Annotated in this window: 15 protein-coding genes; 6 read left to right on the plus strand and 9 right to left on the minus strand. The window is 55.8% G+C overall.

Going from position 1 to position 22,996, the window contains the following annotated elements; translation table 11 throughout:
• The gene (locus FF011L_RS17015) at positions 1 to 1,017 is read left to right on the plus strand and encodes a metal ABC transporter permease (protein WP_145352800.1); all 1,017 of its coding nucleotides are present in this window, start codon (positions 1 to 3) and stop codon (positions 1,015 to 1,017) included.
• Between the two features lie 38 nt (positions 1,018 to 1,055).
• Here the strand turns inward: FF011L_RS17015 and panC are convergent, their stop codons facing one another.
• Both panC and FF011L_RS17025 read right to left on the minus strand, forming a co-directional pair.
• Entirely contained in the window at positions 1,056 to 1,913 is an 858-nt protein-coding gene (gene panC / locus FF011L_RS17020) for a pantoate--beta-alanine ligase (RefSeq protein ID WP_145352801.1), read from the minus strand.
• Between the two features lie 299 nt (positions 1,914 to 2,212).
• Complete coding sequence (locus FF011L_RS17025; RefSeq protein ID WP_145352802.1) at positions 2,213 to 3,229, minus strand: hypothetical protein; 1,017 nt, start codon at positions 3,227 to 3,229, stop codon at positions 2,213 to 2,215.
• A gap of 267 nt (positions 3,230 to 3,496) precedes the next feature.
• Here FF011L_RS17025 and FF011L_RS17030 point away from each other — a divergent pair, with 267 nt between their 5' ends.
• Complete coding sequence (locus tag FF011L_RS17030) at positions 3,497 to 6,346, plus strand: hypothetical protein (protein WP_145352803.1); 2,850 nt, start codon at positions 3,497 to 3,499, stop codon at positions 6,344 to 6,346.
• Positions 6,347 to 6,465: 119 nt separating this feature from the next.
• Here the strand turns inward: FF011L_RS17030 and FF011L_RS17035 are convergent, their stop codons facing one another.
• The 5 genes from FF011L_RS17035 to FF011L_RS17055 form a co-directional block, all read right to left on the minus strand.
• Entirely contained in the window at positions 6,466 to 10,650 is a 4,185-nt protein-coding gene (locus FF011L_RS17035) for a COG1361 S-layer family protein (protein WP_145352804.1), read from the minus strand.
• 81 nt (positions 10,651 to 10,731) lie between these two features.
• Positions 10,732 to 12,210, minus strand: coding sequence for a BBP7 family outer membrane beta-barrel protein (locus FF011L_RS17040; RefSeq protein ID WP_145352805.1), 1,479 nt, complete (start codon positions 12,208 to 12,210; stop codon positions 10,732 to 10,734).
• A 301-nt stretch (positions 12,211 to 12,511) separates the two neighbouring features.
• Positions 12,512 to 13,312: an SDR family NAD(P)-dependent oxidoreductase gene (locus FF011L_RS17045; protein ID WP_145352806.1), complete on the minus strand. Its 801-nt coding sequence runs from the start codon at positions 13,310 to 13,312 to the stop codon at positions 12,512 to 12,514.
• Positions 13,313 to 13,391: 79 nt separating this feature from the next.
• Positions 13,392 to 14,297, minus strand: a complete 906-nt coding sequence (locus FF011L_RS17050; protein WP_145352807.1) for an aminotransferase class IV — start codon at positions 14,295 to 14,297, stop codon at positions 13,392 to 13,394.
• Between the two features lie 37 nt (positions 14,298 to 14,334).
• A complete protein-coding gene (locus tag FF011L_RS17055) occupies positions 14,335 to 15,426 on the minus strand; it encodes a hypothetical protein (RefSeq protein ID WP_145352808.1) in 1,092 nt (363 codons plus the stop codon).
• A 157-nt stretch (positions 15,427 to 15,583) separates the two neighbouring features.
• On the opposite strand from FF011L_RS17055, the gene FF011L_RS17060 reads away from it, so the two are divergent.
• Together FF011L_RS17060 and FF011L_RS17065 are read left to right on the plus strand one after the other, a co-directional pair.
• On the plus strand, positions 15,584 to 16,030 hold the full coding sequence (locus tag FF011L_RS17060) for a hypothetical protein (RefSeq protein ID WP_145352809.1): 447 nt from the start codon (positions 15,584 to 15,586) through the stop codon (positions 16,028 to 16,030).
• Between the two features lie 243 nt (positions 16,031 to 16,273).
• Positions 16,274 to 17,266: a transglutaminase-like domain-containing protein gene (locus tag FF011L_RS17065; protein ID WP_145352810.1), complete on the plus strand. Its 993-nt coding sequence runs from the start codon at positions 16,274 to 16,276 to the stop codon at positions 17,264 to 17,266.
• Positions 17,267 to 17,327: 61 nt separating this feature from the next.
• On the opposite strand, the gene FF011L_RS17070 is transcribed toward FF011L_RS17065, so the two are convergent.
• The gene (locus FF011L_RS17070; RefSeq protein WP_145352811.1) at positions 17,328 to 18,269 is read right to left on the minus strand and encodes an AAA family ATPase; all 942 of its coding nucleotides are present in this window, start codon (positions 18,267 to 18,269) and stop codon (positions 17,328 to 17,330) included.
• Positions 18,270 to 18,631: 362 nt separating this feature from the next.
• Between FF011L_RS17070 and FF011L_RS17075 the strand changes: the two genes are divergently transcribed.
• Together FF011L_RS17075 and FF011L_RS17080 are read left to right on the plus strand one after the other, a co-directional pair.
• Positions 18,632 to 20,218 (plus strand): outer membrane protein assembly factor BamB family protein, encoded by a 1,587-nt coding sequence (locus FF011L_RS17075; RefSeq protein ID WP_145352812.1) that lies wholly within the window; start codon positions 18,632 to 18,634, stop codon positions 20,216 to 20,218.
• A gap of 19 nt (positions 20,219 to 20,237) precedes the next feature.
• Entirely contained in the window at positions 20,238 to 21,407 is a 1,170-nt protein-coding gene (locus FF011L_RS17080) for a hypothetical protein (RefSeq protein WP_145352813.1), read from the plus strand.
• A gap of 376 nt (positions 21,408 to 21,783) precedes the next feature.
• Here the strand turns inward: FF011L_RS17080 and rimK are convergent, their stop codons facing one another.
• Entirely contained in the window at positions 21,784 to 22,983 is a 1,200-nt protein-coding gene (rimK, locus tag FF011L_RS17085) for a 30S ribosomal protein S6--L-glutamate ligase (RefSeq protein ID WP_145352814.1), read from the minus strand.
• Positions 22,984 to 22,996: the final 13 nt, after the last annotated feature.

Raw genomic sequence — 22,996 nt, forward strand, 5'->3', positions numbered from 1 at the left:
ATGTTCCAGCCAACATCGCTTTTACCAATCCTGGTTTGGACCGTCAGCGATACGTGGGTTGTGATCACAGCGGCAATCGTCGCCGCGGCATGTGCGCTGCCGGGTTGTTATCTGTTTTTGCGAAAACAGAGCATGCTGGCCGACGCATTGACCCATGCAATTCTGCCGGGCGTGATCATGGCCTTTCTGATTTCGGGCTGGTTGCAGACCGCGGGCTGGCTGGACCCGTCGTCGAACTGGGGAATCCCACAACTGCTGATGCTAACCGGAGCGATGCTCTCGGGTCTGCTGACGGCGTGGCTGGCCGAATGGATCGGAGACAGTTCTTGGGTCCGCGCCGATGCGGCCCTCGGTGCCGTCTTTACGACAATGTTCGCGGTGGGGCTGATCCTGCTAAGCCGATTCGCCAACCGCGCCGATATCGATCTGGACTGTGTGCTTTACGGCAACCTGGAAATGGTCGGGTATAGCGATTTCATCATTCCCCGAGAAACGGTTTTCTGTGGAGTCATGCTATTGGTCAATGTGATCGCGATCACGGTGATGTTCAAAGAATTGATGATCACGACGTTTGACCCACAGCTTGCGGCCGCCCTCGGCTACCGCCCCGAAACCCTCCACTTCGCACTTTTAGCCGTCACCACGGCAACCCTGGTGACCGCGTTTGAAGTCGTCGGCAGCATCCTCGTGATCGGGATGTTAATCTTGCCCGCAGCAACGGCATTTTTCATCACACGCCGACTGGTGCCGATGTTATTGGTAGCCGTGTTCGCCGCGGTCTTGGCAGCTGTCGGAGGCTACCTGGCAGCAATCACGCTCCCTCAACCAATAACTCGAGCCTTCGGACTGCCGATTGTCGAGGACGTGAAAGCTTCCGGAATGATCATTTTGGTCGCGGCATTTGGGCTTACAATCGCTTTGCTATTCGGCCCCGAACGGGGAGTCCTAATCGATCGTCTCCGCCGGTCGAAACGGCTGAAACAAAATCCGAGTAACGGTTCCTCTTCCCCCGCGTGATCCGTTCACGACGGCCGAGTCCCTGACCGCACTCCCGCCTACTTCACCACCAATTTCAGATTGTCGATCAACCGAGTCGTCCCCACGTGGGCAGCGATTAAAGCGATTGGTCCCTCGGACAATTCCGCCAGTCGTTTGGCCGGTTGAAGGTCATGTGAATCGACCACGATCGCATAATCGATTCGATCGATCTGATGGTTCTTCAGCACGTCACGCATCGCGGATTCAATTTCAGCGATGCGATCTTCGCCTTCAGCAACGGCAGCCTGAGCGGCCTGCAGCGCGCGGTACAAACCAAGCGATTGCTCTCGTTCTTCACTGGTTAGGTAACGGTTACGCGAACTAAGCGCCAATCCATCCGGCTCGCGGACGGTGGGACAAATCTCGATTTCGATCGCGAAATCCAACTCGGCAACCATCTGCTGGATGACTCGTGCTTGCTGATAATCCTTATGCCCAAAGAAAGCATGACTGGCAGGAAGGATATGAAACAGTTTGGCAACGATCGTGGTGACACCACGGTAATGATCGGGACGTTGTGCCCCTTCCCATGGTTCGGCGATCGCGGGCGGCAACACGTACGAGGCAAAGCCCGGCAAGTACATTTCGTCAACAGCCGGCACAAACACCGCATCGACTTCCGCCGCATTTAGCCGTTCTAAGTCTTGCTGCAACGTCCGCGGGTAACGCGCCAAATCTTCGTTGGGAGCAAACTGAGTCGGATTCACAAAGATCGTTGCAATCGTCCGATCGCAAGCAGTCACGGAACGTTCCGCCAACGCGACATGCCCGTCATGCAGTGCTCCCATCGTCGGCACCACTCCAACGGTCTGACCGGCCATCCGCTGTGCCCACACCCACTGGCGAGCACTCTCTTTGTCGTGAAACGTTTGCAACCGCTTATCCTTCTGAAGAGTGCCGAAACCGCCGCATTATAGCGCCGCCCGAAGACATGAGAAGAATAGGCAAAGCATGTCTACCTGGGGCAGACCCGCAGCATGGCAAAGGGGTGCCGTTTCCAGGGCAAGCGCGACGAGTGTCGTACCGGGGATCGCGCCCAATGCCATCTACTTTGACATCTGCGAGCGAATTTCCTAACGGAGCGGCGCAAGCCGCTTCGGCAAATTCGTTGTGCTTTCGATACGATTGCGGGACGGCGCGCGCCGTTCCGCTAAGAAAGTAGTCGGCACCCAGGCTAGCGGCCCAGGGCGTCCATCGTTGCGGTGTATAGACTTCGCTTGCTCTTTTTGGGAACGGCGATCGGTTTGGGACTGAGGTCGTATGGAATTCCATCGACGTGCTCGGCCTTCAGCCCCAATTGTCCGGTTGGGGTGCGGACGATGGTATCGCCGGCGGAATAACGCTGCATCGTGTCGAGGATGGCGGGGTCATACTGAAACCCGCCGTTGACGTTTTGAACGCCCAGGTTATCGAAGCTGCCGACGGCGACCAAACTTCGCCGACGATCGTGGAACTCGTACGCTTCGACGCCTTGCTCACGCAGTTTTGTGACCATCTTGTTAGCTTTACGAGCGTATTCGTTTAAGCGGTCTGCACTTGGCGTGAAGTCGCGATCATTCTTTCCATCGACCAGCGCCGACAGCCCTTCAAAAGTACAGACCACGACGGTGAATTTGCCAGGGTTATCCAACAATGAGTATTCAACGTCTTTGTTCATCCCCATGACAAACGAGTCGACTTCGGGTTGCTGGAAGAAATCTTCAGGTAGCAAAGGGTTGCGAGTTACAAACGCGTTGGCCATCGGCCCTTTCGGCCCGTCGGATTTTTGTCCCAACAATTGGCGATGCAATTTCTTAACCGCCGACAACGGACCGTTCTCTTGGCCTTTCATGTTAAAGGCTTTGGGGGTTGCCGCTTTAATGGTGGCCAAAGTCCGCTCGATATCGGGATGGTTCACGGTATCGAATTCGCCAACCAGGACCGAGAATGACTCATAGGCTTGCGGATTTGCATAGCGAACATTTTTTGTTCCCGTCTGCAGGTCAGCAACACGTCCCGAAAAATCGAATGTTTCGCTGTAGATAAAAGCGGCCAAATCGTAATCGCTACGAAGTTCTTGAACCAGTTTGTCCGCCTGTAATTTCCCTTCTGGACCAGCAAAGTTACCCGCCAAGATCAACCAGGGACCTTCCTCTTCGGTAAGGGTATACGTTTTACTAGGTTCCGCAGCGACCGTCTTTTTTCCAAACATGTTGAATAGACTAGGTGGATCCGCTTGCGCCCTGGCAGTTACGAAACACCCAAGAACCACCCCCCCGATCAAAAACGCGATAGATCCGCAAAATGGCGAATTCCATTTCGGACGACGAGCGGAAACGATATTCATGATTGTCCTTTGACCTTACCTTGATGGCGGATGAACACGACGCACCTCCTGCAGCGGCTGAAGGCGCATGACTTTGTCCGCAGCTTGGATAGCGGACGTTAGCAAAGGATCTTGGTCCTGGGAAAGATCGATATGATGCAGAAAACACGAAATCTTCCCCGACCAGCGGCTTCGATGCGATCCGATTCGATTCCCCATTCCAAATTTCTACCGACGGGAGAAAGAGGAACCTGGTCAGCCTGGGGATGGCTGGCGTTGATCGGAGGCATTTGCTGGCTATTTGGGTCGGTGCTGATCGGCGAAGATCGACTGGCATTTCGGGATGTCGGGCATTTCTATCAGCCGCTGTACGAATACCTCTCCCAGCAGGCGATCTCCAACGGCCTACCGCTCTGGAATCCCCTTGACCATTCCGGAATCCCCGTTTTAGGGGAGACCACCACGGCGATGTTCTACCCCCTGCGTTGGCTGTTCCTCCTCCCGTGGCCGACGTCGGTCGCGATGGGCGTCTACGTTGCCTTGCATTTGGTGATCGCTGCCTACGGCACCTACTGGTCGGCAAAACGAGCCTCCTGCCATTCGGCGGCCGCCTTCTTTGCATCGATTGCGTATACATTTTCCTGTCCGATCCTCTTCCTGCACACGAACCCTCCATTTTTAGTCGGGGCCGCTTGGTTGCCTTGGATGTTGACCGCCGGAGTCGCCTTGTTGGAGCATTCTGCGACAACGCAGCGCCGTCAGCGGCTTCGCCAAACGATTTTGACCGGATACCTATTCGCGATGCCGGTTTTGGGCGGAGACCCCCAAACGGCTGTTCATGTTGGTATCCTGCTGGGAATCATCTTTGCCGGAAAAGTCATTCGCTACGCGATCGATTCTCACCATCACCGTCAAACACTCCGCCCCCGAATCGTTCCACTTGCCCTGGCGATCCTGTTTGCGATCGGTATCGCCCTCCCTCAAATTGCCGCATCCCTTGACTGGGCAGCCCATAGTGCCAGACGTCACGGTGACCAAATCGACATCTACGCCTACAGCGTCGCCCCCTGGCACTGGCTTGACCTTTGGGTTCCTTTTGCGAACGGCCAACTTTTCCCGCAGTATCAACGGATCAGTCATCTGATACCGTCGGACATGCAGGTTTGGTCGATTTCCCTTTACTGCGGAATCGGCACGATTTCCCTCTGTCTGTGGCGATACCTACACCTGCTTCGAAAAACGATTTGCACCTTGTTTCGGCGGCAAACATCCCTGCAGTCATCCTTCCCAAGCACGGGGCCAACGCAAACGAATTGGAGCTGGTGGGATCTTTTGCTTCCGGTAGGTGCCAGCATGACGGCAGGCCATTTCGGAGTCGGTTGGTGGCTTCAACAAGTCACTGAGAGTCCCTTGCCGTCCCCCGCGTACGGCCCCTACTGGATGTTGGTGGAATGGTTTCCAGGTTACGACGCCTTTCGCTATCCTGCGAAGTGGCTGCCAGTTGCGGTACTGGGTATCGCGATCACCGCAGGGCTTCGGCTGTCCGCTGTTTCACAGGCCCCGCGCCGGCGGCGAACTTGGCAATTCGGATTGATCCTGTCTTGCAGCCTGCTATTGATTGGCTGCGTCGGTCAGTTCGCAGGCTGCCAGGACTGGCTCCTAGCAAAGGTTATCTGGACTTCAAATTTCCCCGAGCATCCAAACCATGGATTGGCCGACAGCTACTGGGGACCGCTTAACCTAAAACAAAGCATCGCCAACTGGAGCTATTCGTTTCTCCATGCCGGGACGGTCCTGGGACTGGGTTCCCTGACGGCGCTTCGGTGGTTCGGATCCGGTGAAAAAAGGGGAGGGTGGGGCGCCGGAGTCGCGGCGGGCCTGCTGCTTGTTGACCTGGTGCTGATCAATTCACCATTGATCGCGGTCGTCAATCGGTCCCAGGTGGAGGCCTGGAAAGAAGCGCAAGCAGAACCTATCGCCGTGATTGAATCACCGTCAGAGAAATTTCCGGTGGCTGCCCTCCGAACCGGAGCCTTGGCGCCTACCATTTGGTCGGAAAGATCGGGCAGGGGCCGGATCGCAGAGGTTGCAGCAAGCGAGGAACTAGGACTGCAAGGACGCTGGCACCTACCTCACGGAGTGCGAGTTTGGAATAGTGCAACGTCGATCACCCCCGACCGACATCAATCGTTCGCGATCGCCGCCCAAAACGCAGCCAACCAAGTTCCGCAAAACGATCAATCCGTCCTCTGGCATTCGCTTGCCAAGCACTGGAGTCTGACGGGTTACCTGCATACATCAGCAGACAGCTACCCAACCAAATTCCAAAGCGATGCCCAGGCACGGCTGCTGTCAACCAAATGGATTCCGATCGATTCACCGAAACCAGCGGTCTACTGGAGCACCAAATTTCAGGTCTCCGAAGTCCAAGGGAGATTGAATCACCGAAACTGGCAGCCTCTAATTGAAGCGGTATACGGCGCGACGAATCATCCCGAGTCGCCGTACCTCAGCTGGCAACCGTTCGTCGAAATCCCTGGCGGTGCGATCCCTAGCGGAATCCCAATCACGAATGCGACCGATGAAGCGACGAGAGAAAACGGCGGCCAACAAGCGAATCGTTTGGCAGCGTCCGAGCCCCACAATTCTTCAGGAACGGAACCTCTCCAGAAGATCCAGAATTTCTTGGATCCGAAACCATCCGATCGAAAGCTTGCGTTGCAGCTCACAACGGCCGATTCGGGACTGCTGGTACGCAGCACCTTCCAAGACGGTAACTGGCAGGCGAGGTACCGCTCCCAAGACGCATCCTCACAGCCGGATGCTTGGAAAGAAGCCACAGTCTACCCGGTCGATTACCTTCACCAAGGCATCCTGCTTCCCAGTGGATCCTGGGAGGTCGAGTTCTGGTATTCGCCGTGGTGGCTAACGCCAGCCTTGGGAATCGCAATTGTGCTTCTACTGGGAAGCGTCATTGTGTTGAGAGACCCCCAACATGGATGAAGCGAGGGCGACGGGTGGTGCTTTCGTGAATTCCACCGGCTCCCGCCAACGAAAACAGCACCGCGTCGCCCTCGATATCGACGTTTCTCGTCCCCCCGTCGGAGAAACGTCGTGATTCCTTATATGCCAAACAGGTTTGGCAACATTGCCGATGACAAGTAGCGTCGCTTGGAGGCGATCTGCTCGCCTTCTGCGAAGATAAAGTCAATCGCTTGTTCATTCGGTCCAAGACTCAACTCGAAAACATCAACTTCTGGGATCGTCCCCGTGGTATTTGAGTTGACCGTACCCAGTACCTGACCTCCATCCGTGCGGTCCGTCGGTTGGGTTTCAGTCACCTGGTAGGTTCCGGCCCGTAGGTTTTCGAACGAATATTTGCCTTGTGCATTGGTCGTGGTCACTTCCGTGACCGGGTTGCCAAGCACATCGGTACCCGTCAGCGTGATTCGCACATTCGGGATTCCCAATTCGTCGTCATCTTGAATCTTGTCACCATCCAGGTCCTCAAAGACAGCCCCGCTGATCGAAGCTCCGAGGTTGTCGATCGTGGTGGTCGCAGTCGCCGAGTTATTGGTAGTGCTGGTTTCGGTCAGCGGCGTTTCAACGGTGACCGAGTTCGTCAAAACTCCGGAAGCGTTCGCCGAAATCGTTCCCGTAATGGTGAAAGTCGCCGTCGCCCCCGCGGCAAGCGTGCCGATCGTCACATCGACTTCGTTACCGTTAACCGAAAGGTCGGCACCGTTGGGTCCCGTTCCACTGGTGAAGACAAAATTGCCTGGCAATGTGTCAGTCGCTTCCACTCCGGTCGCTGTCGAACCACCCAGATTGGAAACGACGATCGTGTAGGTCAAACTGTCGCCAACTTCCGCAGTGGTATCCGACACGGTTTTGGCAACCGTCAGGTCGACATCGGGAACCAGTGTCGTCACCGCATCATCGGTATTATTATCCGCGTTGGTTTCACCGGGATCGGCCGTCGCGACAGCCGTATTGGTCAGGGTTCCCGTTGAAGCAGCATCGGTGCGGACCGTCAACGTAGCGGTACGGGCCCCATTGGCGGCAACGGTTCCAAAATCGAATGTGATCTGATCTCCGTTGACGGTCGGAGCCACCCCATTGACCAGTCCGCTGACGAACGTGGTTCCGGCCGGCAACGTGTCAACAACAGTGACTCCCGTCGCGTCACTCGGTCCGTTCGTGTTGGAAACCACAATCGTGTAGGTCAAGTCTTGACCCGGGGTGATCGTTGCGGGGCCGGTTTTGGTCAGCAGCAAGTCAAACTCCGGAGTCAGCGGAGTCACAACCTGATCTGAATTGTCAATTGTATCCGCGTCCGGTTCGGTGCTGTCAACCGTCACATCATTGGTTAGATCACCGGTCGCCGAATCATCGATGGTACCCGTAATGGTGACCGTTCGACTGCCGTCAACCGCTAGATCACCAATATTGAACGTGATCACGCCGTTTGCATTGACAAAGTTCGCCCCATCCGCGTCGATGGCCGTAACGGTCAATTCCGCTGGCAGAGTGTCAACGATTTGAACGCCACTTGCATCGCTAACGCCATTATTCGTTACGGTGATCGTGTACTGAATCGGTTGCCCGGGAATCCCGTTGGTAACGTTGTCGTCTTTTTCAACATGCAGATCGACCTGCCTTGTCACAACAACAGGGATGGTCGAAGTGTTATTGTCGGGATCCGTATCGGTGTCGGTGGTATCGACTACCGCAGTATTGGAGATCGAGGCACCGCTGGTAACCGACGCGTCGATTAATACATCGATCGTGAACGTTGCCGTACCGTTGGCAGCAATCGTTCCCAAAGCAAACTCTAGATCGGGTGAACCTGCGACCGACGTGAGCGTTGCGCCGCTTGTCCCGGCGTTCAGCGAGCTGAAAGTAAACTCACTCGCCAATGTATCGGTAACCGTGATCCCGCGAGCGTCTCCAGGGCCTTTGTTTTCGACGACAAACGTGAAGGTTGCGGTTCCACCGGCCAACGGCGAAGCACTTACCGTCTTGGTGATTTCAACATCGACTTGGCGTTCAACAGCCACATCGACGGAATCGGTATCGTTTGCGGTGTTGTCATCGGTGTCCGGAGAATTCGTAACGGTTGCCGTGTTGGTTAACGTTGCTCCGGCGTTGCTGGCAACATCGACAACAATGGTGATGGTTTGCGAAGCACCGCTGGCAATATTACCAACCGTTGCGGTCACAACGCCGCCCGCTTCGGACACAAGTGCCGCGTTTCCGTTGACACTTCCAGCGTTAAAGGTGACGTCTCCAGGGAGCGTATCGGTGACCACAACTCCGGTCGCATCGCTGGGCCCGTCATTGGTCACAGTCAATGTGTAAGTCAACGCACCGCCACTTGCGACCGTTGCCAAACTAGCTGATTTCTCTAGTCGCAAATCGGTAACAATCGCAATCGGGACGGTGGCCGTGTCCGAGTTATTCGACGTGTCGGATTCCAGTTCGTCCGAAGTCACGGTCGCTTCATTGATAATCGCTGTACCGGTCGTCGAAGAAGGAATATCGACAACAATGTCAAAGGTGACCTCTTCATTGATCGCCATCGATGCAACGGTTGCCGTCACCGTGGTTCCAGAAACCGAAACGTTGACGCCTGCCGTCACATTCTCAACGCGGTTGTAGGTCAAACCGGCTGGGATGGCATCAAGGATTTCAACGTTATTAGCAACCGAGTCACCGTTATTGCGGACCGTGATGCGGAAAACAGCTTCTTCACCGGCGGTTGGGCCTTGGGTCATAAGCTCCTTCTCGATCGCGAGGTCGGTTTCTGCAACGACTCCGAAATCAACGGTCAGGTTCGTATTCGGATCGACGTCCCCATCATCGATCGGTTCCCCAAGGGAAACCAATGTAATGGCGGAAGAGACGATCCCCAAACCGTCGACGTCCGATCCATTGTTGTCGCTATCGACGTCGTCATCTGGATCGGGAACCGGGTTCAATCCGGTACTTGCGACGCTACCGAACAGTGGTTGTCCGGCGGTAAATTCGGAAGCCGGAATCTGAATCAGATATTCGCCCGGAACGAGATCCGTGAAAACATAGTTCCCACCAGCAATCGTTACGGTCGTCCCGATAAACGTATCGACGTTTGTGTCCAGGTCTCCGCTGTTGTCGGTGTCCTGATAAAGGTTGATATCGACGCCAACAATCCCAGGCTCGGATCCGCCTTTCATGCCGTCGTTATCGGTATCGCGGAAGACCGTTCCGCCGACCGATACCGGATCAAAATTAACCAGGTTCTGTTCCACTTCAACAGGCGCCAGTGATTTGATCACACTGACTCGCGAATCCATCGAAGCGACTCCTTGGATGATCGCTTCGATAGCTCCGACATCCGAGAAATCAGCAGGTCCCGTAGCCCCACCAAGCGTGGTAAACGTGTCGAAGGGGACGAAGATTTCTTCAATTACGGCACTTACCGGAATCGAAATCGTCGCTTCCGACGCATTGTTCGCGTCGGTATAGATAACGACGTTTACTTCGCCACCCGCCAAGTCCGCGAACGCTCCGAGAACCACTCCGGCCCCCTGTTCGGCCTGGTCAAGCGACACGCTGCCAAGCCCAGTAGCGTCCAAGTTCTCCGAGCCGTCCACGCCGTCATACTGCACGACCGCCTGGGCAACGACGCCCAGTTCGGTTGCATAATTCAACTGTGCACTAATGCTTAAGGTTGCCGAATCAGCGCCCACCTGATTGATCAGTTTAAGATCGCGTTCCCCCCCCAAGATATTGGCACCCGAAGCTGAATCGGTGGCATCGGGATCCGCACTGCTGGCAACCGTTAAAGATTGGGCTCCCGTAGTGAAATCATCGATCGATACCAGGGTCTGGCCATCGGCATCGACCACAACCACAGGGACGGCTGCAGCAGGAGAGATCAAGCCAGCGACAGGATCCTGATCCAGCAAGTAATCGCCAGCGGAAAGATTATCAAACCGGAAGACGCCATCGGCCCCTGTCGTGAAAGTTCCTTCCAGAGTGTCTCCGGCTCCGGTATCAAGGATCCCGTTGCCGTCGTTGTCGTTGTACAACCGCACAACAACATTATCGAGAGTAGGATCGTTGACCGTCGCTCCGCTGGTATTGACGATCGAATCGATCGAATCATTGTTTGCCAAGTCGGTGTAGACGGTGCCTGTGATGACGCCGATGTCAGCGGCTAGCAATTCACGATTGGCCAGACGTTCTAGCTTTAGGCGTCGACGCTGCCCCGTTTTAGGACGAGCTTGCGAGCGACGAAAATTGAACAATTGACTGAATACCATTGCTAGGAATCCTTTCCTCAACACTGACGAAACACAGACTGCACTCAGGTTATCGGCTCCCAGATGGGATCCGCATAAGTCCTACCAGCGATATTCACCGCCAAAACTGATGCCCTGAACCCAGTAGTCAGAATCGACAAAGGCAAATCCTGGGCGTTGAACTCCACCTTGGCCGTTTGCCGGAGGTAGCAAGTTCGTATTGACGTCCGTATCCACTTGGTCGCCCACACGTGCCACATTCGACCAGTAGATGAAGGAGTAGCCAACGGTTGCACTCAAGTTCTTGCTCAGCTTGTATCCAAGTTTGGCACCCAGTTCAGGAGCCACCGAGAAGCGATCTCGTTTGTAAGTTCCAATGTTCGAAGTCTGAGTCAGCAATCCGCCGGTTCGCTGCACGCCATCGGGTGAGATGGTTGAACCGTTGATGGTGACGGTCTGACGAGTCGTTCCGAGAGCTAGCTTTGCCAGCAAATCAAGCGACCAGCAACCCCGCTCACGGTGATAGTTGGCTCCGAAATCAAGTCCGTTGAACTGCGAACGGGCTCGGAAGCTATCGACGATGTTAAAGGTGTCGCCACGGGTGTTGCTTGGATCCGGAGTCACATCAAGAAGCGATTCCGTGATGGTCAGCGTGTCATCCAATTCCAACCAGCGGTATCCGATCAGGCCGTCCAAACGGTGTGTGTATTGTTGAGGCAGATTGCAGAAGAACGTGTCCCCACACCCGTCTCCACAAGCTAGCAAGCGGCGAAAGGCGAATCCCATCCCCTTCAGTTGCGTACTCGCTTGCACGTCGACTCGGCCGGTCAAAGCCCCTGGGTATGAAACCAGTTCGGCATCATCCTGTCCGAGTTCAGTATTGTAGAATGGGCGGGCGATCAGGTCGTTTCCCGATCCGGTGCGAGAGAATTCGGTCGACAGAGTTCCTGTCGAAAAGTACTCTCCCTCAAGTGCCCAAGTGTGGCATGCGTCAAGCCAGATCCCAGCTCGCAGACGTCCGCCATTTAGGTTTTCTGTCAGGTATTCGCCGCCACCAAAAAGGATGTCGGCTCCCCGAGAAGGGACGCCTCCATTGGCAATGCTCCCCGAGCTAACCAGAGGCGGAAGGTCCATTCCATCCTGCCACCAGAGCAGGTATTCCAGGGAAATCCAACCGTCCTGAGGCAGGCAGAAGGTCATGCAAGGACGCCATCCGCAGGAAACGCCACCGCGGCATTGCCCGCAGTTTTGATCGGAGCATCCCATCGCGTCGCAAGCACCATGGCCCGAAAACGAATCGTGGTAGACCTCGTCTCCAGGATAGCCTTCGTAGCCCTCGTAAATCGGCTCGCCTTGAATCGATTCAAGAACGACCTCACCCTCTGGCAAAGCATTGCCACGAGGAATCGGTTCGGCCATGATCGATTCGCTATGTTGAACCGAGCGGACTGGCTGCCACTGAGCTCGAGCGACTCGCTCGTCCTGACGAACGGCGGAGCGGCGGTTCTGAGCCGAAGCGGTGGATGCCACTGCTAGGACGAGGAACAGCCCGCAAATCCAGTTAAGTTTGTTTCTATTCACGGTGACGACCGAAATGCTGGGGGGATTCGCCGTCAAAACTTGCCACGACGGCACTTTTTTTCCGGCTCACCAATCTCATCGGCACCCGATCAACCGCTACATTCGTTAAAACCTGAAAAAACGGCAAAATCGTCAAAGACGTCGCAATCGGAACAAATTACCAAGCGAAAGCAAACGCTAGCAATTCAAAAAAGAACTTCCCGCAATCTTTGCCGTGTCTCGAATTCACGATTCCTGCTGCACGTAGCAAGCGGCGAAACCGCCGACGGGTCCATCACGCCCCCCAGCTAACAGCTAACAGCTAAACGTCTCCGGATCCCGTTTCGGTGGTCCGGTACATTTCTCGCCAAGGCAACTGAATGCCTCCGTCGATCGTTAGCGTGCTACCGGTAATGTAGGGGTTCTCGGGATTCACCAAGAAAACAACGCCATTGCCGATCTCTCGAGGTTTTCCCAGCCGACCGAGAGGCAATTCAGCGCCCCGTTCTTTGAGCGTCTCTTCGGAGAAGAACTTGCGTTCCCCCGGGGTGTCGGTCCAACCGGGATGGATAATGTTGACCCGGATACCTAGATGAGCCAATTCGACGGCGGCGGTTCTGGCCATTTGGTCGATCGCCGCTTTGGCCATGTTGTATGCCATCGCTCCAGGAATCGCCAAATGGGCGTGAGGGCTACTGATAGTGACAATATTCCCTTTGGTTTTCGCTTCCCGCATGACCAGTGCTGCTTTCCGCACCAGATGAAAAGCGCCCCACATGCTGACATCGATCGTTTTCCGGAAGCCATCCAAATCGGCTTCACAAAACAATTGACGATCACTATAGACCGCGTTGGAAACGACGATATCCAGCCCGCCCATCGCCTCGACAGCTTTTTCGACCAGTTGTTCCGCCTGATCGGTGTCTCCCATGTCGGCCGCGATCGCCGTCGCTTGAACGCCTTGGCTGCGGCAAAATTCGCAAACTTCCTCGGCTTCTTCGGGGTGGCTACGATAATTCACCACAACATCGGCACCCGCCAAAGCAAGAGCCTCGACGATTCCACGTCCAATCCCACGGGACGCACCGGTTACCAGTGCTTTTTTTCCGTCCAAACATCCCATCGCGTTCTATCCGTTCAAGCAAAGATTACAAACAAGTTCCGATCCTCGGCGGCTTCCATCGAAGCAACTAGTGGCCGCATTATAGGGAGGACTGGATCGAGGTGTGACCGGACGGTGGGCGAGAATCGGGGAAAGCGTTTTGCAGCTGTTCGCAGACGGGCCCTGGGTGGGAAACGGTCGGTTGCCGATCGGCCATCCATCCGTTCCAGACCCCGTACGTCGTTCCCATGAGAAGGATCTCGTCGACCGATTCTAAACAGCTTGGTGGCAGATTCTGTTCGCGCCACTCGATCCCAAGCCGACCGGCGTAGCGGCGTACCACCTGCTCGGTCACGCCGGGTAGAACCCGTTCGGCCGGAGGCGAGACAATCTTACCTTCACGAACGATGGCTAGATTTGCCTGACTGGTTTCCGTCAGCCCCCCGTCCTGGTCGAGCAAAACTCCCAGGGCGCCAGATGATCGACAACGGGCTTCTTGATCGGCCAAGTAGTAATGCAGGCGAGACCGCACTTTGATGTCTCGCGGCCAACTTTCTGCCGGCGTCTGCTGCACGCCGGTCACGACTAACACTTGCCCGTCCCGCTGACGACGCTGAATCGTCGGCTGATCCAGCGGTGTGCAGACGATCCCCAATGTGGGCTTGCGGGGCCCACCATCGTTGGCGACCAACCCACGTCCCGGAGTCGCAAAGATCGTGACTCCGACTTCGCCGGCGGCTTGAATCCAATCGGCGTTGCGTTCCAGCAATTGGTCTAGCGTTCGCTTTAGGGCAGGGGAGCGAAGTTCATTGTCAGCGGAATCGAGTCCTATCGCCAACAAGGTTCGCTCAAATCGAACAAGATGTGCATCGGTTTCAAACAAACAACCCTGATAGGTCCGCAGGCGTTCGACAGCCGTGACCCCTTGGATGAATCCCAGGTCATCCAAACCGATAGTGATCTCCGCGGCCGGTCGCCAGGCTCCGTTGAAATAGCCAATGCTCAATTGAGATCCTTATCCAATCCAAAGTTCATCAAGAGGATTAATTCGCTTCCAGCATTTTTGCCATCGTACGGCCCGCGTTGCAGGATCCACGATAATAGTCTTCCTCCGCATGCCGGCGTCCAACGGTGTGACTGCAGTTACGAAATTCAACCGGCAACCGGCTGCCATCCAAACGGGGTGCGAAGCCTCGTGGCCCCAAGTACCCGAGCGCTTCGGAACCTGGATCAAGAAGCGGGTAACGTTTTAGGATTGCGTCACGCTGATTATACAAAACCGTCAGGTGCCGCAAATTGGTGGTTGCAAGTCCGTGTTGTCCATTGGTGCACAACCAATCTTCTCCGATGGCCGGCGCGACCAATCCTACGGCCGCATCAAGTCCTTGATACTTTTCACCAGGCAATCCAAATCCGGCAATACTTCCCCCGGCCAAAGCGTGCAACGAACCGGTAACGACCCGAGCTCCGAAACTGTAGGCAATGAACTGCGGGCGATGGCCTCTAGCGGATAGTTCGCGGACGAACCATGCCAAGTACAAGCTCTGGGCATCGGCGCGACGTGCTTTCAGCCTTGCATCATCCAACAAAATTCCTTGTTGCTCACTCGGCCAGCTCCAGACCAACCAGCGTACGGGCGTCGAGCGATCGTAACGCCGTGCCAGAACTTGCCGTCGGACATCGAGGGCTCGTCCGACCAAATCGCAGCTTTCCATTCGATTGCCGTGCACATAGATAACGAGCAAAGTCCCAGGCGGCGCGGAAAGACAATCCTCTAGGTCGGCTCCGGTCGCCCGTCCGCAAGAATCAAGCTGCGATACACGCAAGTTGGGCCGCTGCAAATCGATGCAGCCGCACTGACTGGCCAGATGCCTTGTGCTTAATACATATGTCGAATCTTCCAGCACCGTATGCGTATCGTCATGATCGATACGGGTGGGCGATTCCGCCAACGCGGCCGGGTGAACGATTAGTAGGCTGAATGCCCAAACAGCCCAACTGGCAATCGACCAGCGAACGTTCGACCAGCGAACGTTCGACCAGCGATGTCGGAAGCGGGGCAGGGGACGGAAGTCGACAGCAACTGAAGCATCAGGCAGTTGCCAGCTGTGGTGCGGTAAGGATTTTGTAGTCATATCGATCATGCAAAATGAAGCGTGTTGTGTGGCGACAACAAATTGTTGCCCAAAAAACACATGATGCATTTGCACAACACCAATTGCGTCCTAGATTTGTACGGCTCCCTGTTAGAGCCAAACGAATAAACTTGCTTTGCACGACATGGGGAATGTAATGAAAACGCGAATTCTACTTGCTGTAATGACTTTGATGGCAGTCACCTCGTCCGGTTGCTGTTTTAAGAACGCTTTGTTTGGACGCGGCGCTTCCTGCGGACCGTGCGCATCGCTCGGCCCATCGGTTAACTTGCCATCGCCTGGTGCTCCTTGTGCCAGCGGAACTTGTGGCCCCAGCGCCTACACCGGCGAATCGGGTTGCGGATGCGAAGGGAACAGCAGCTACTCACCTGGTTTTGACGGTGGCTACGGAAACGGCGGTTACGAAACCGGCGGAATCATCGATGGCGGAGTCATCGGCAACGGGCTGCCTTATTCGGACGGCACCGGCTGGGCTCCTCGGAACGAATACGTGGTTCCTGGTTCGCAGTTCGAAACGCAAGGCGGAAACATTCCTCGCCCGATGGTCCCCAGCACTCCCATGGGAAGTGCCAGCGGTCAATAAGCGTCCGGAGGCAGGCACTGCTTTGGACCTTGGAAAGCACGAACGAACCGAGCACACAATGGTTGCGGGCCTCCACGACGCTACCGTCATCCGACGTGTAGGGCGAGGATCTATCGCGCATTGCAAACCGGTTCGACCACGACCAGCTCCACCGCCCCAAAGCGGCTTGTGGGCTTGAAGTACAATGGAACGGATACCTATCCGTTTCCCATTCTCCCGTTCCGTTACGGCTCGACTAAAACCATGAATATTCTGCATCGTTTGCCCTCTGGACCGATTGTCGGCACTGTGGTCGCACTATGCTCGATCCTACCCCTCTCAGCTCAAGGTCCTGATCAGCCTGCCGACGGGGAAGCCGTTTCGTCGCTGCTAAGTTATGAAAGTCCACAGAAACAAGTCTGGCGTGTCGGTTTTCGCTTAGACACAAACGGCGCGAACCTATCCAACGCGCTGGCAACGTTTCCGATTCCGACCGATTGGCCCGAACAAACGGTTCGTCTGGTCGATCAACAAGTCGGGACTCAGGTCACTAACTGGGGCCCCAAAGATATCGATGGAGGAGTCCGCCAGGTTCGTGCTTTGATGGCTCAGGTTCCCGCGGGCTCCAACTGTGAAATCCTGCTTACCTTTGAAATCGAACGCGCCCGGATCGTCGGCCCCAGCGAAGCGGAAACCGCCGAACTGCAGATTCCATCTCGCCCCAGCCGCAGCCTAAAACTTGCCCTTGGCAACAGCCCCTACATCAACACAACGGACACGCGGATCCGGAACGCGGCCCGCGAAGTCGCCGCGATGGAAGCCGCAAACGATTGGGAGAAAGTGGAAAACGCCTACGACTGGGTCCGTGAAAAAGTCACGTACACCGAAGGGAATCTGAAAACGGCTTCCCAAGCGCTTGTCGATGGAACGGGCGACTGCGAAGAACTGACCAGCCTGTTCATTGCCATCTGCCGCAACATGAAAGTCCCGGCACGAATGGTCTGGATCCCAGGACACTGTTATCCCGAATTCTACTTAGAAGACAAAGAAGGGAACGGCACATGGTTCCCTTGCCAAGCCGCAGGAACCCGTCAATTTGGCAAGATGGATGAGTACCGTCCGGTCCTGCAAAAAGGGGATCGGTTCCGAGTCCCTGAACATAAAACGCCGCAGCGATATGTTTCCGAATTCTTCACATGCAACAAGCGTGGTGGAGGGGATCCCGATCCCAATTTCGTTCGCGAAATCGTCGAATAGCAGACCCCGCAGCATCGTCGATCGATCAACGAAAACATGACGATTGACAGCGGCACGATGCTTACATCGGCACCGGAATTGAATTCACCAATTGTTCCATCTGCTCTTCCACCCCTTGGCGACTTGCTCCCTGAAAAATTCCTTCAGGGATCACGCGATGGGAGAGAGCAGGGACGGCCATCTCTTTAATGTCATCGGGAATCACATGGTCACGCCCTGCGGTGACCGCTCGAGCTTGGCACCCGCGATAGAAACTAAGCGCACCGCGGGTACTGACCCCCACTCGAAATATATCGGTGCTCCGCGTTCCCGCGACCACGTCCAACAGATAGTCGACCAAACGATCATCAAATAGGACCTGGCGGACAGCGGCCTGCGCCTCCTGCACTTCGGACAGCGATACAACCGGCTGCAGCTGATCGACGGGTTCTCCCATCCGGTGCGTCCTCATCACTTCGCGTTCCACCTGCCGAATCGGATACCCGATCGAACTGCGCATCAGGAACCGGTCCATTTGGCTTTCTGGCAAACTGTACGTCCCCTCGAACTCATAAGGGTTCTGCGTCGCGACAACGATAAAGGGGGTAGGGAGCGTATGGGTCACTCCGTCGACAGAAACCTGCCCCTCACTCATCGCTTCCAACAACGCACTCTGCGTCCGTGGTGGAGCTCGATTGATTTCGTCGGCTAACAACACGTTGGCGAAAACGGGACCTTGGACAAATTCGAAATCGCGGGTGTCGGTCCGGTACAACATGCTGCCCGTGATATCCGAGGGGAGCAGGTCAGGCGTAAATTGCAACCGCGTGAATTTCCCTTCAATGCTTTTGGCCAACGCCTTGGCTGCCAACGTTTTCCCGACTCCGGGAACGTCCTCTAGCAACACATGCTCGCCCGCCAATAAAGTCACCACCAATGAGCGGACGACATCGGCTTTGCCTAAAACGACCTTTTCGACATTGTGGGCTAGTCGTTTCGCTGTTTCGAAAGCTTGCTGTGGCATCCGTGTTCCTAACCGATGGTCTTCAAACCAGTCGATTCTATTCGGGATAAAAAAGGGATGTTTGTCGGTCGATATGCTAATCTGCCAGCCGAAACTCCACCAGTCGCAGCGCGGGGGGGGCTGAACCTAAGTGGCTGGGAAAAAGCGATTTTAAACGAATTCCCCTGTTCAGCGGGCCTTGAGAAACACCCTCTAATCGTCGGAACCGGCAAATTCGGCGATCGATCATCGCCAACGTCGCTCAGACCTCTGCAGGATGCACTTTGAAACGGCTAAAAATTGGCGTCGCTGGAGGTTTGGTGTAGGATAAGGATGCCTGTTTTCGCTTTGATTTAAACAAAAAACTCCTCACGGGGAATCCGATGCCAGTTTCTCTTCACCCTTTCCGCTTTTTCTTGGCGTCTGGGATCCTCGCGACCGCTTTGCTCAGCATTTCGGATCGGTCTGCGACTGCTGAAGAATTGATGTCCCCGGCAGCCGCCGGACGCGTCGGCATGGTCGAAGCTTGGCGGCGGCAACTGAGTCTGGTCGGCGGTGCCCAGTCGGCTGTCGATATTCAGCTGTACGTCGACGGGTCGCGAAAACGAACCTTTATTGAAGTTAGCCGTGAATCGGATGGTCAGACGGAGGTCTTAAATCGGATCGACGTCAACCAACTGGATTCTCTGGGAAAACCGATCGGGCTGAAAGAAGCCCAACGACTTGCCAGTCTGCAGGTCATGCGTTGGAAGCGGCGAGGCATCGCGGCGACCGCCAAGGAAAACGAAATCCACCAAGTTCGTGTCTACACCCTCGGTAAAGACGGCACGGTCGAAGCCCGAGACGCCGAAACCGGTGAACTGATCTGGTTGTCGCGTAACGGAGACCCGATGCTGCCCAACGGATCTTTAGGAATCAACGACGAATTCGTCACCTTCACCAACGGTTCGATTCTCTACCAGCTGTCGGCCGAATCAGGCAAAACGGTCCGCGAAGTCCGACTGGCAGGAACCCCGCTGCTCGGTTCCGAATTGGTAGGGAATTACGCCCTGGTCCCAACAACCTCCGGAGGCATTGAAGGGTTCCCGATGTTCGAAACCCTCGACCCACCGTTTGTTGAAATGGTCGCGGGACGAGCAACAAACGAACCGACCCCGGCCCCCAATTCAACCCGTTGTGCATGGCCGACCGACCAAGATTTCGTGTATGTGATGGAAACCGAAGGCGAACCGTCGGTCCTGTTCCGTTTTCCGACCGACGGAGTTGTCTCCGCGCGAGTCGCTGCGACGGTCGACGATCGATTCTTTTTCGGGACCGAACATGGACACGTCTACGGAATCCAGGCGACTCGATCGGGTGACGTCCTGTGGCGTTTAAGTATCGGACAGCCCATCTACTCACCAGTCTTCACGGCAGGCGATCGGCTGTTCCTGGCCAGCGCTTATAAAAACCTGTTTAGCATCGAAACCGCCACCGGCGCGCTCCAGTGGGCCAGCCCCGTTTCTCAGATCGATCAAGTGGTCAGCGCTTCGGAAAACAACATCTATGCTCGGACCAGCGGTTACCGGTTAGCGGTGATCGATGCTCAATCGGGCAGCCGAACCAGTGACCTTTCCAACATCTCCATGAACCATATCGTCGTCAATCGTCTAACCGATCGGTTGTACTTACTAAGCGGAAGTGGCATGCTACAGTGTCTGCGACCCGTCAACGCCTCTTTGCCGCAACTGAGGGTAATTCCTGCCCCGCCGGTAAAAGTCGAAGACAAGGACACAGATACCCCGAAAAAACCTGAACCCCCAAAAGGGAACGACCCATTTGCACCTGCTGGCGGAGCGGACCCATTTGCTCCAGCCGGTGGAGCCGATCCGTTTGCACCTGCGGGCGGAGTCGATCCGTTCGCCCCCGCAGGCGGAGTCGATCCATTTGCTCCTGCGAATGCTGGCAACGATCCCTTTGCCGCCCCTTAACGATTGGTAGTGCGACGCGATGACGACTCAGGCGAGTGATGTTTTTCAGCAGTTAGAAGCCCAAACAAGTGATCCAGCGACGATGTTGGAATCCTTGGTGGCTCATTACCGCCGCGAGCGAAAGCCGCTGGAGTTATTCGAAGCCCTCAAAATGCAGGTCCGCCATCGCTTGGGCCTGCCGGTTGTTCAAGGCGAATCGGAAACAGCGACCCCCGAAGAAGTCGATCGTCAGATGGAATTAGGCTTGGTCGCCGCCTGTGAAGAAGTCGGCACCATGATGTTGCAGGACGGAAACGTCCGCGAAGGCTGGATGTACATGCGGCCAACCGGCAACACTGCCAAGGCAGCCGAGTGCATCGCCAAGCTGGAAGTGACAGACGAAAACGCCGACGACATCGTGGAAGTCCTGCTTCATGAAGGGGTCGATGTCCCTCGCGGCTTCCAGATCATTCTTGATCGCCAAGGAACCTGCAACAGCATCACGACGTTCGATCAGGCGATCATTGCGATGCCGAAACCAGCCCGCCAAGCGGCCGCGGGGATTCTCCTGGATCATGTTTACAACGAACTATGCGATGCGGTCCGGACCGACATTGCCAACCGCTCCGCTCCGGCAGGTCCCGACGACGACTTGGTCACCATGCTGGAAGGTCGCGACTTCCTTTTCGAAGGGGGCGCGTATCACCTCGATACCAGTCACTTGGCAAGCACCGTCCGCTTCGCTCGCGTTCTGAACGATCCCGCCCAGATTCGAAAAGCATGGGAATTAACGCAGTATGGACGACGCTTAAGTCACCAACTGCAATACCCCGGCGACGAACCCTTTGTCGACTTATACCCAGCCCACGCAACCTTTTTCGGGATTTTGATGGGGGAACGTGTCGACAGTTCGTTGGCCGTTTTCCAGCGTAAGGCTCGAGCCATCAACGTCGCCGAACAGGGAACCGAGCCGATCGAAGTGTACGTTGACCTACTGGATCGAATCGGACGTCCCGGCGAAGCCTTGCAGGCCGCCATCGACCTCGTCCCCGAAGAAGTCCCCTCCGCCCGCTTGGTCCCACTTCTACTCGACCTCGCTCAGCGTGCCGATCAATTCGAACCGGTCCTGGAGTACTGTCGAAAGAAAGAGGACGCACTAGGGTACGCAGCGGCCAAAACGATCGCCGCGAGCCAGCAAAGCGAAGCGTAGCAGCAAATGAATCGCAGCGGTTCCGGGGTTTTCACCGATACGCTTACTTTCTTAGCGGAACGGCGCGAGCCGTCCGGCAACCGCATCGAAAACGCAATGCATTGGCCGGTCGGTTTGCGCCGATCCGCTAAGAAAATCGCCCGCAGATCGCATTGAGTGCGAGCCGTCCGGCAATCGCATGGAAAGCACAACGCATTGGCCGGTCGGCTCGCGCCGATCCGCTAAGAAAATCGCCCGCAGATCGCATTGAGCGCGAGCCGTCCGGCAACCGCATCGAAAACGCAATGCATTGGCCGGTCGGCTTGCGCCGATCCGCTAAGAAAATCGTCCGCAGATGCCAAAGTAGATGGCACTGGGCCTCTTCCCCCGAAACTACCTAAAGAAGTTCGGTGGCTGGTTGAGCGGCCAGCTTCTTGATCTTGGGGCGTCGCGCACGTCTGGCTCGCGCCGGCACGAGGTCTCGCATCGATTCCAGCCGCCCGAAGCACAGCAACCGGTCTCCCGCTTGCAGGTCACGCGAGGGTTTGGGATTGGGGATCACGGTGGTGCCTCGGTTCAATGTCAACACATTGACGTCCCGTTCCCGCAGTCCACTTTCCAAGATAGTTCGTCCAACGTATTCCGACCCTTCCGGGATATGCAGTTCGGTCACTCCATACCCTCGACTGACCGTCAATCGTTGGCGAACATCCAGTTCGGGGAAATCAACCTGAGCGGCGATGTAATCGACGATCGCTCCGGCGACATCCAGTTTCGTAGCCGTTTCAATTCCTTCCAATCCTGGCGAAGAATTGACTTCCATCAACTGCGGACCGTCCGCCCCCTCCAACATGTCGACTCCCGCGACGCGGAGGCCCATGATCTGGGCAGCACGCACGGCTGTTTCGCGGTAGGTGTCGTCCAGCTCTACCAGTTCGGTTCGACCACCACGATGAACGTTGCTGCGGAATTCACTTCCTTGAGCGACGCGGCGCATCGCGGCCACGACTTGATCGCCAACAACCAACGCCCGGACATCACGCCCTTTGCTTTCTGCAACAAATTTCTGCAGCAACACGTTCTGACGCGTGCTCTGCAAGGTTTCAATGATCGATTCAGCGGTCTTTTCCGTTTCCGCCAAAATGACTCCAACCCCTTGAGTCCCTTCCAGCAATTTAATAATGACCGGGGCTCCACCGACTCGCTCGATCGCGGGCAATACATCGCGGCGATCTTTCACAAAGGTTGTTGCGGGGATCCCGATGTGATGCCGAGCCAAAATCTGCATGCTCCGCAATTTGTCTCGGCTGTTAGAAATTCCGATCGAACCATTCGCGGTAAAGACATCCATTTGTTCGAATTGACGAACAACGGCCGTTCCGAAATAGGTAATCGATGCACCGATTCGAGGCAGAACTGCATCGTAATCGCTCAATCGTTTACTACGGAAGAAAAGATCGGGTTCACCTTTCTGTAAATCGATCGAAAACTTTAACGTATCCAGAACGCGGACTTTATGCCCACGCGTTAAAGCCGCCTCTCGCAGTCGCCGTGTGCTATAGCATTGAGAAGAGCGAGAAAGAATTGCCAGTTTCATGTGTTGGCTTTGG

Source organism: Roseimaritima multifibrata (assembly GCF_007741495.1).
GTDB lineage: Bacteria > Planctomycetota > Planctomycetia > Pirellulales > Pirellulaceae > Roseimaritima > Roseimaritima multifibrata.

Excerpts from the sequence above, each read along its gene's own strand:
- FF011L_RS17025 (WP_145352802.1), bottom strand. The coding sequence starts at position 3,229 with ATGTTTGGAAAAAAGACGGTCGCTGCGGAACCTAGTAAAACGTATACC.
- rimK (WP_145352814.1), bottom strand. The coding sequence starts at position 22,983 with ATGAAACTGGCAATTCTTTCTCGCTCTTCTCAATGCTATAGCACACGG.
- FF011L_RS17035 (WP_145352804.1), bottom strand. The coding sequence starts at position 10,650 with ATGGTATTCAGTCAATTGTTCAATTTTCGTCGCTCGCAAGCTCGTCCT.
- FF011L_RS17065 (WP_145352810.1), top strand. The coding sequence starts at position 16,274 with ATGAATATTCTGCATCGTTTGCCCTCTGGACCGATTGTCGGCACTGTG.
- FF011L_RS17070 (WP_145352811.1), bottom strand. The coding sequence starts at position 18,269 with ATGCCACAGCAAGCTTTCGAAACAGCGAAACGACTAGCCCACAATGTC.
- FF011L_RS17015 (WP_145352800.1), top strand. The coding sequence starts at position 1 with ATGTTCCAGCCAACATCGCTTTTACCAATCCTGGTTTGGACCGTCAGC.
- FF011L_RS17060 (WP_145352809.1), top strand. The coding sequence starts at position 15,584 with ATGAAAACGCGAATTCTACTTGCTGTAATGACTTTGATGGCAGTCACC.
- FF011L_RS17030 (WP_145352803.1), top strand. The coding sequence starts at position 3,497 with ATGATGCAGAAAACACGAAATCTTCCCCGACCAGCGGCTTCGATGCGA.
- FF011L_RS17055 (WP_145352808.1), bottom strand. The coding sequence starts at position 15,426 with ATGACTACAAAATCCTTACCGCACCACAGCTGGCAACTGCCTGATGCT.
- FF011L_RS17080 (WP_145352813.1), top strand. The coding sequence starts at position 20,238 with ATGACGACTCAGGCGAGTGATGTTTTTCAGCAGTTAGAAGCCCAAACA.
- FF011L_RS17075 (WP_145352812.1), top strand. The coding sequence starts at position 18,632 with ATGCCAGTTTCTCTTCACCCTTTCCGCTTTTTCTTGGCGTCTGGGATC.
- FF011L_RS17045 (WP_145352806.1), bottom strand. The coding sequence starts at position 13,312 with ATGGGATGTTTGGACGGAAAAAAAGCACTGGTAACCGGTGCGTCCCGT.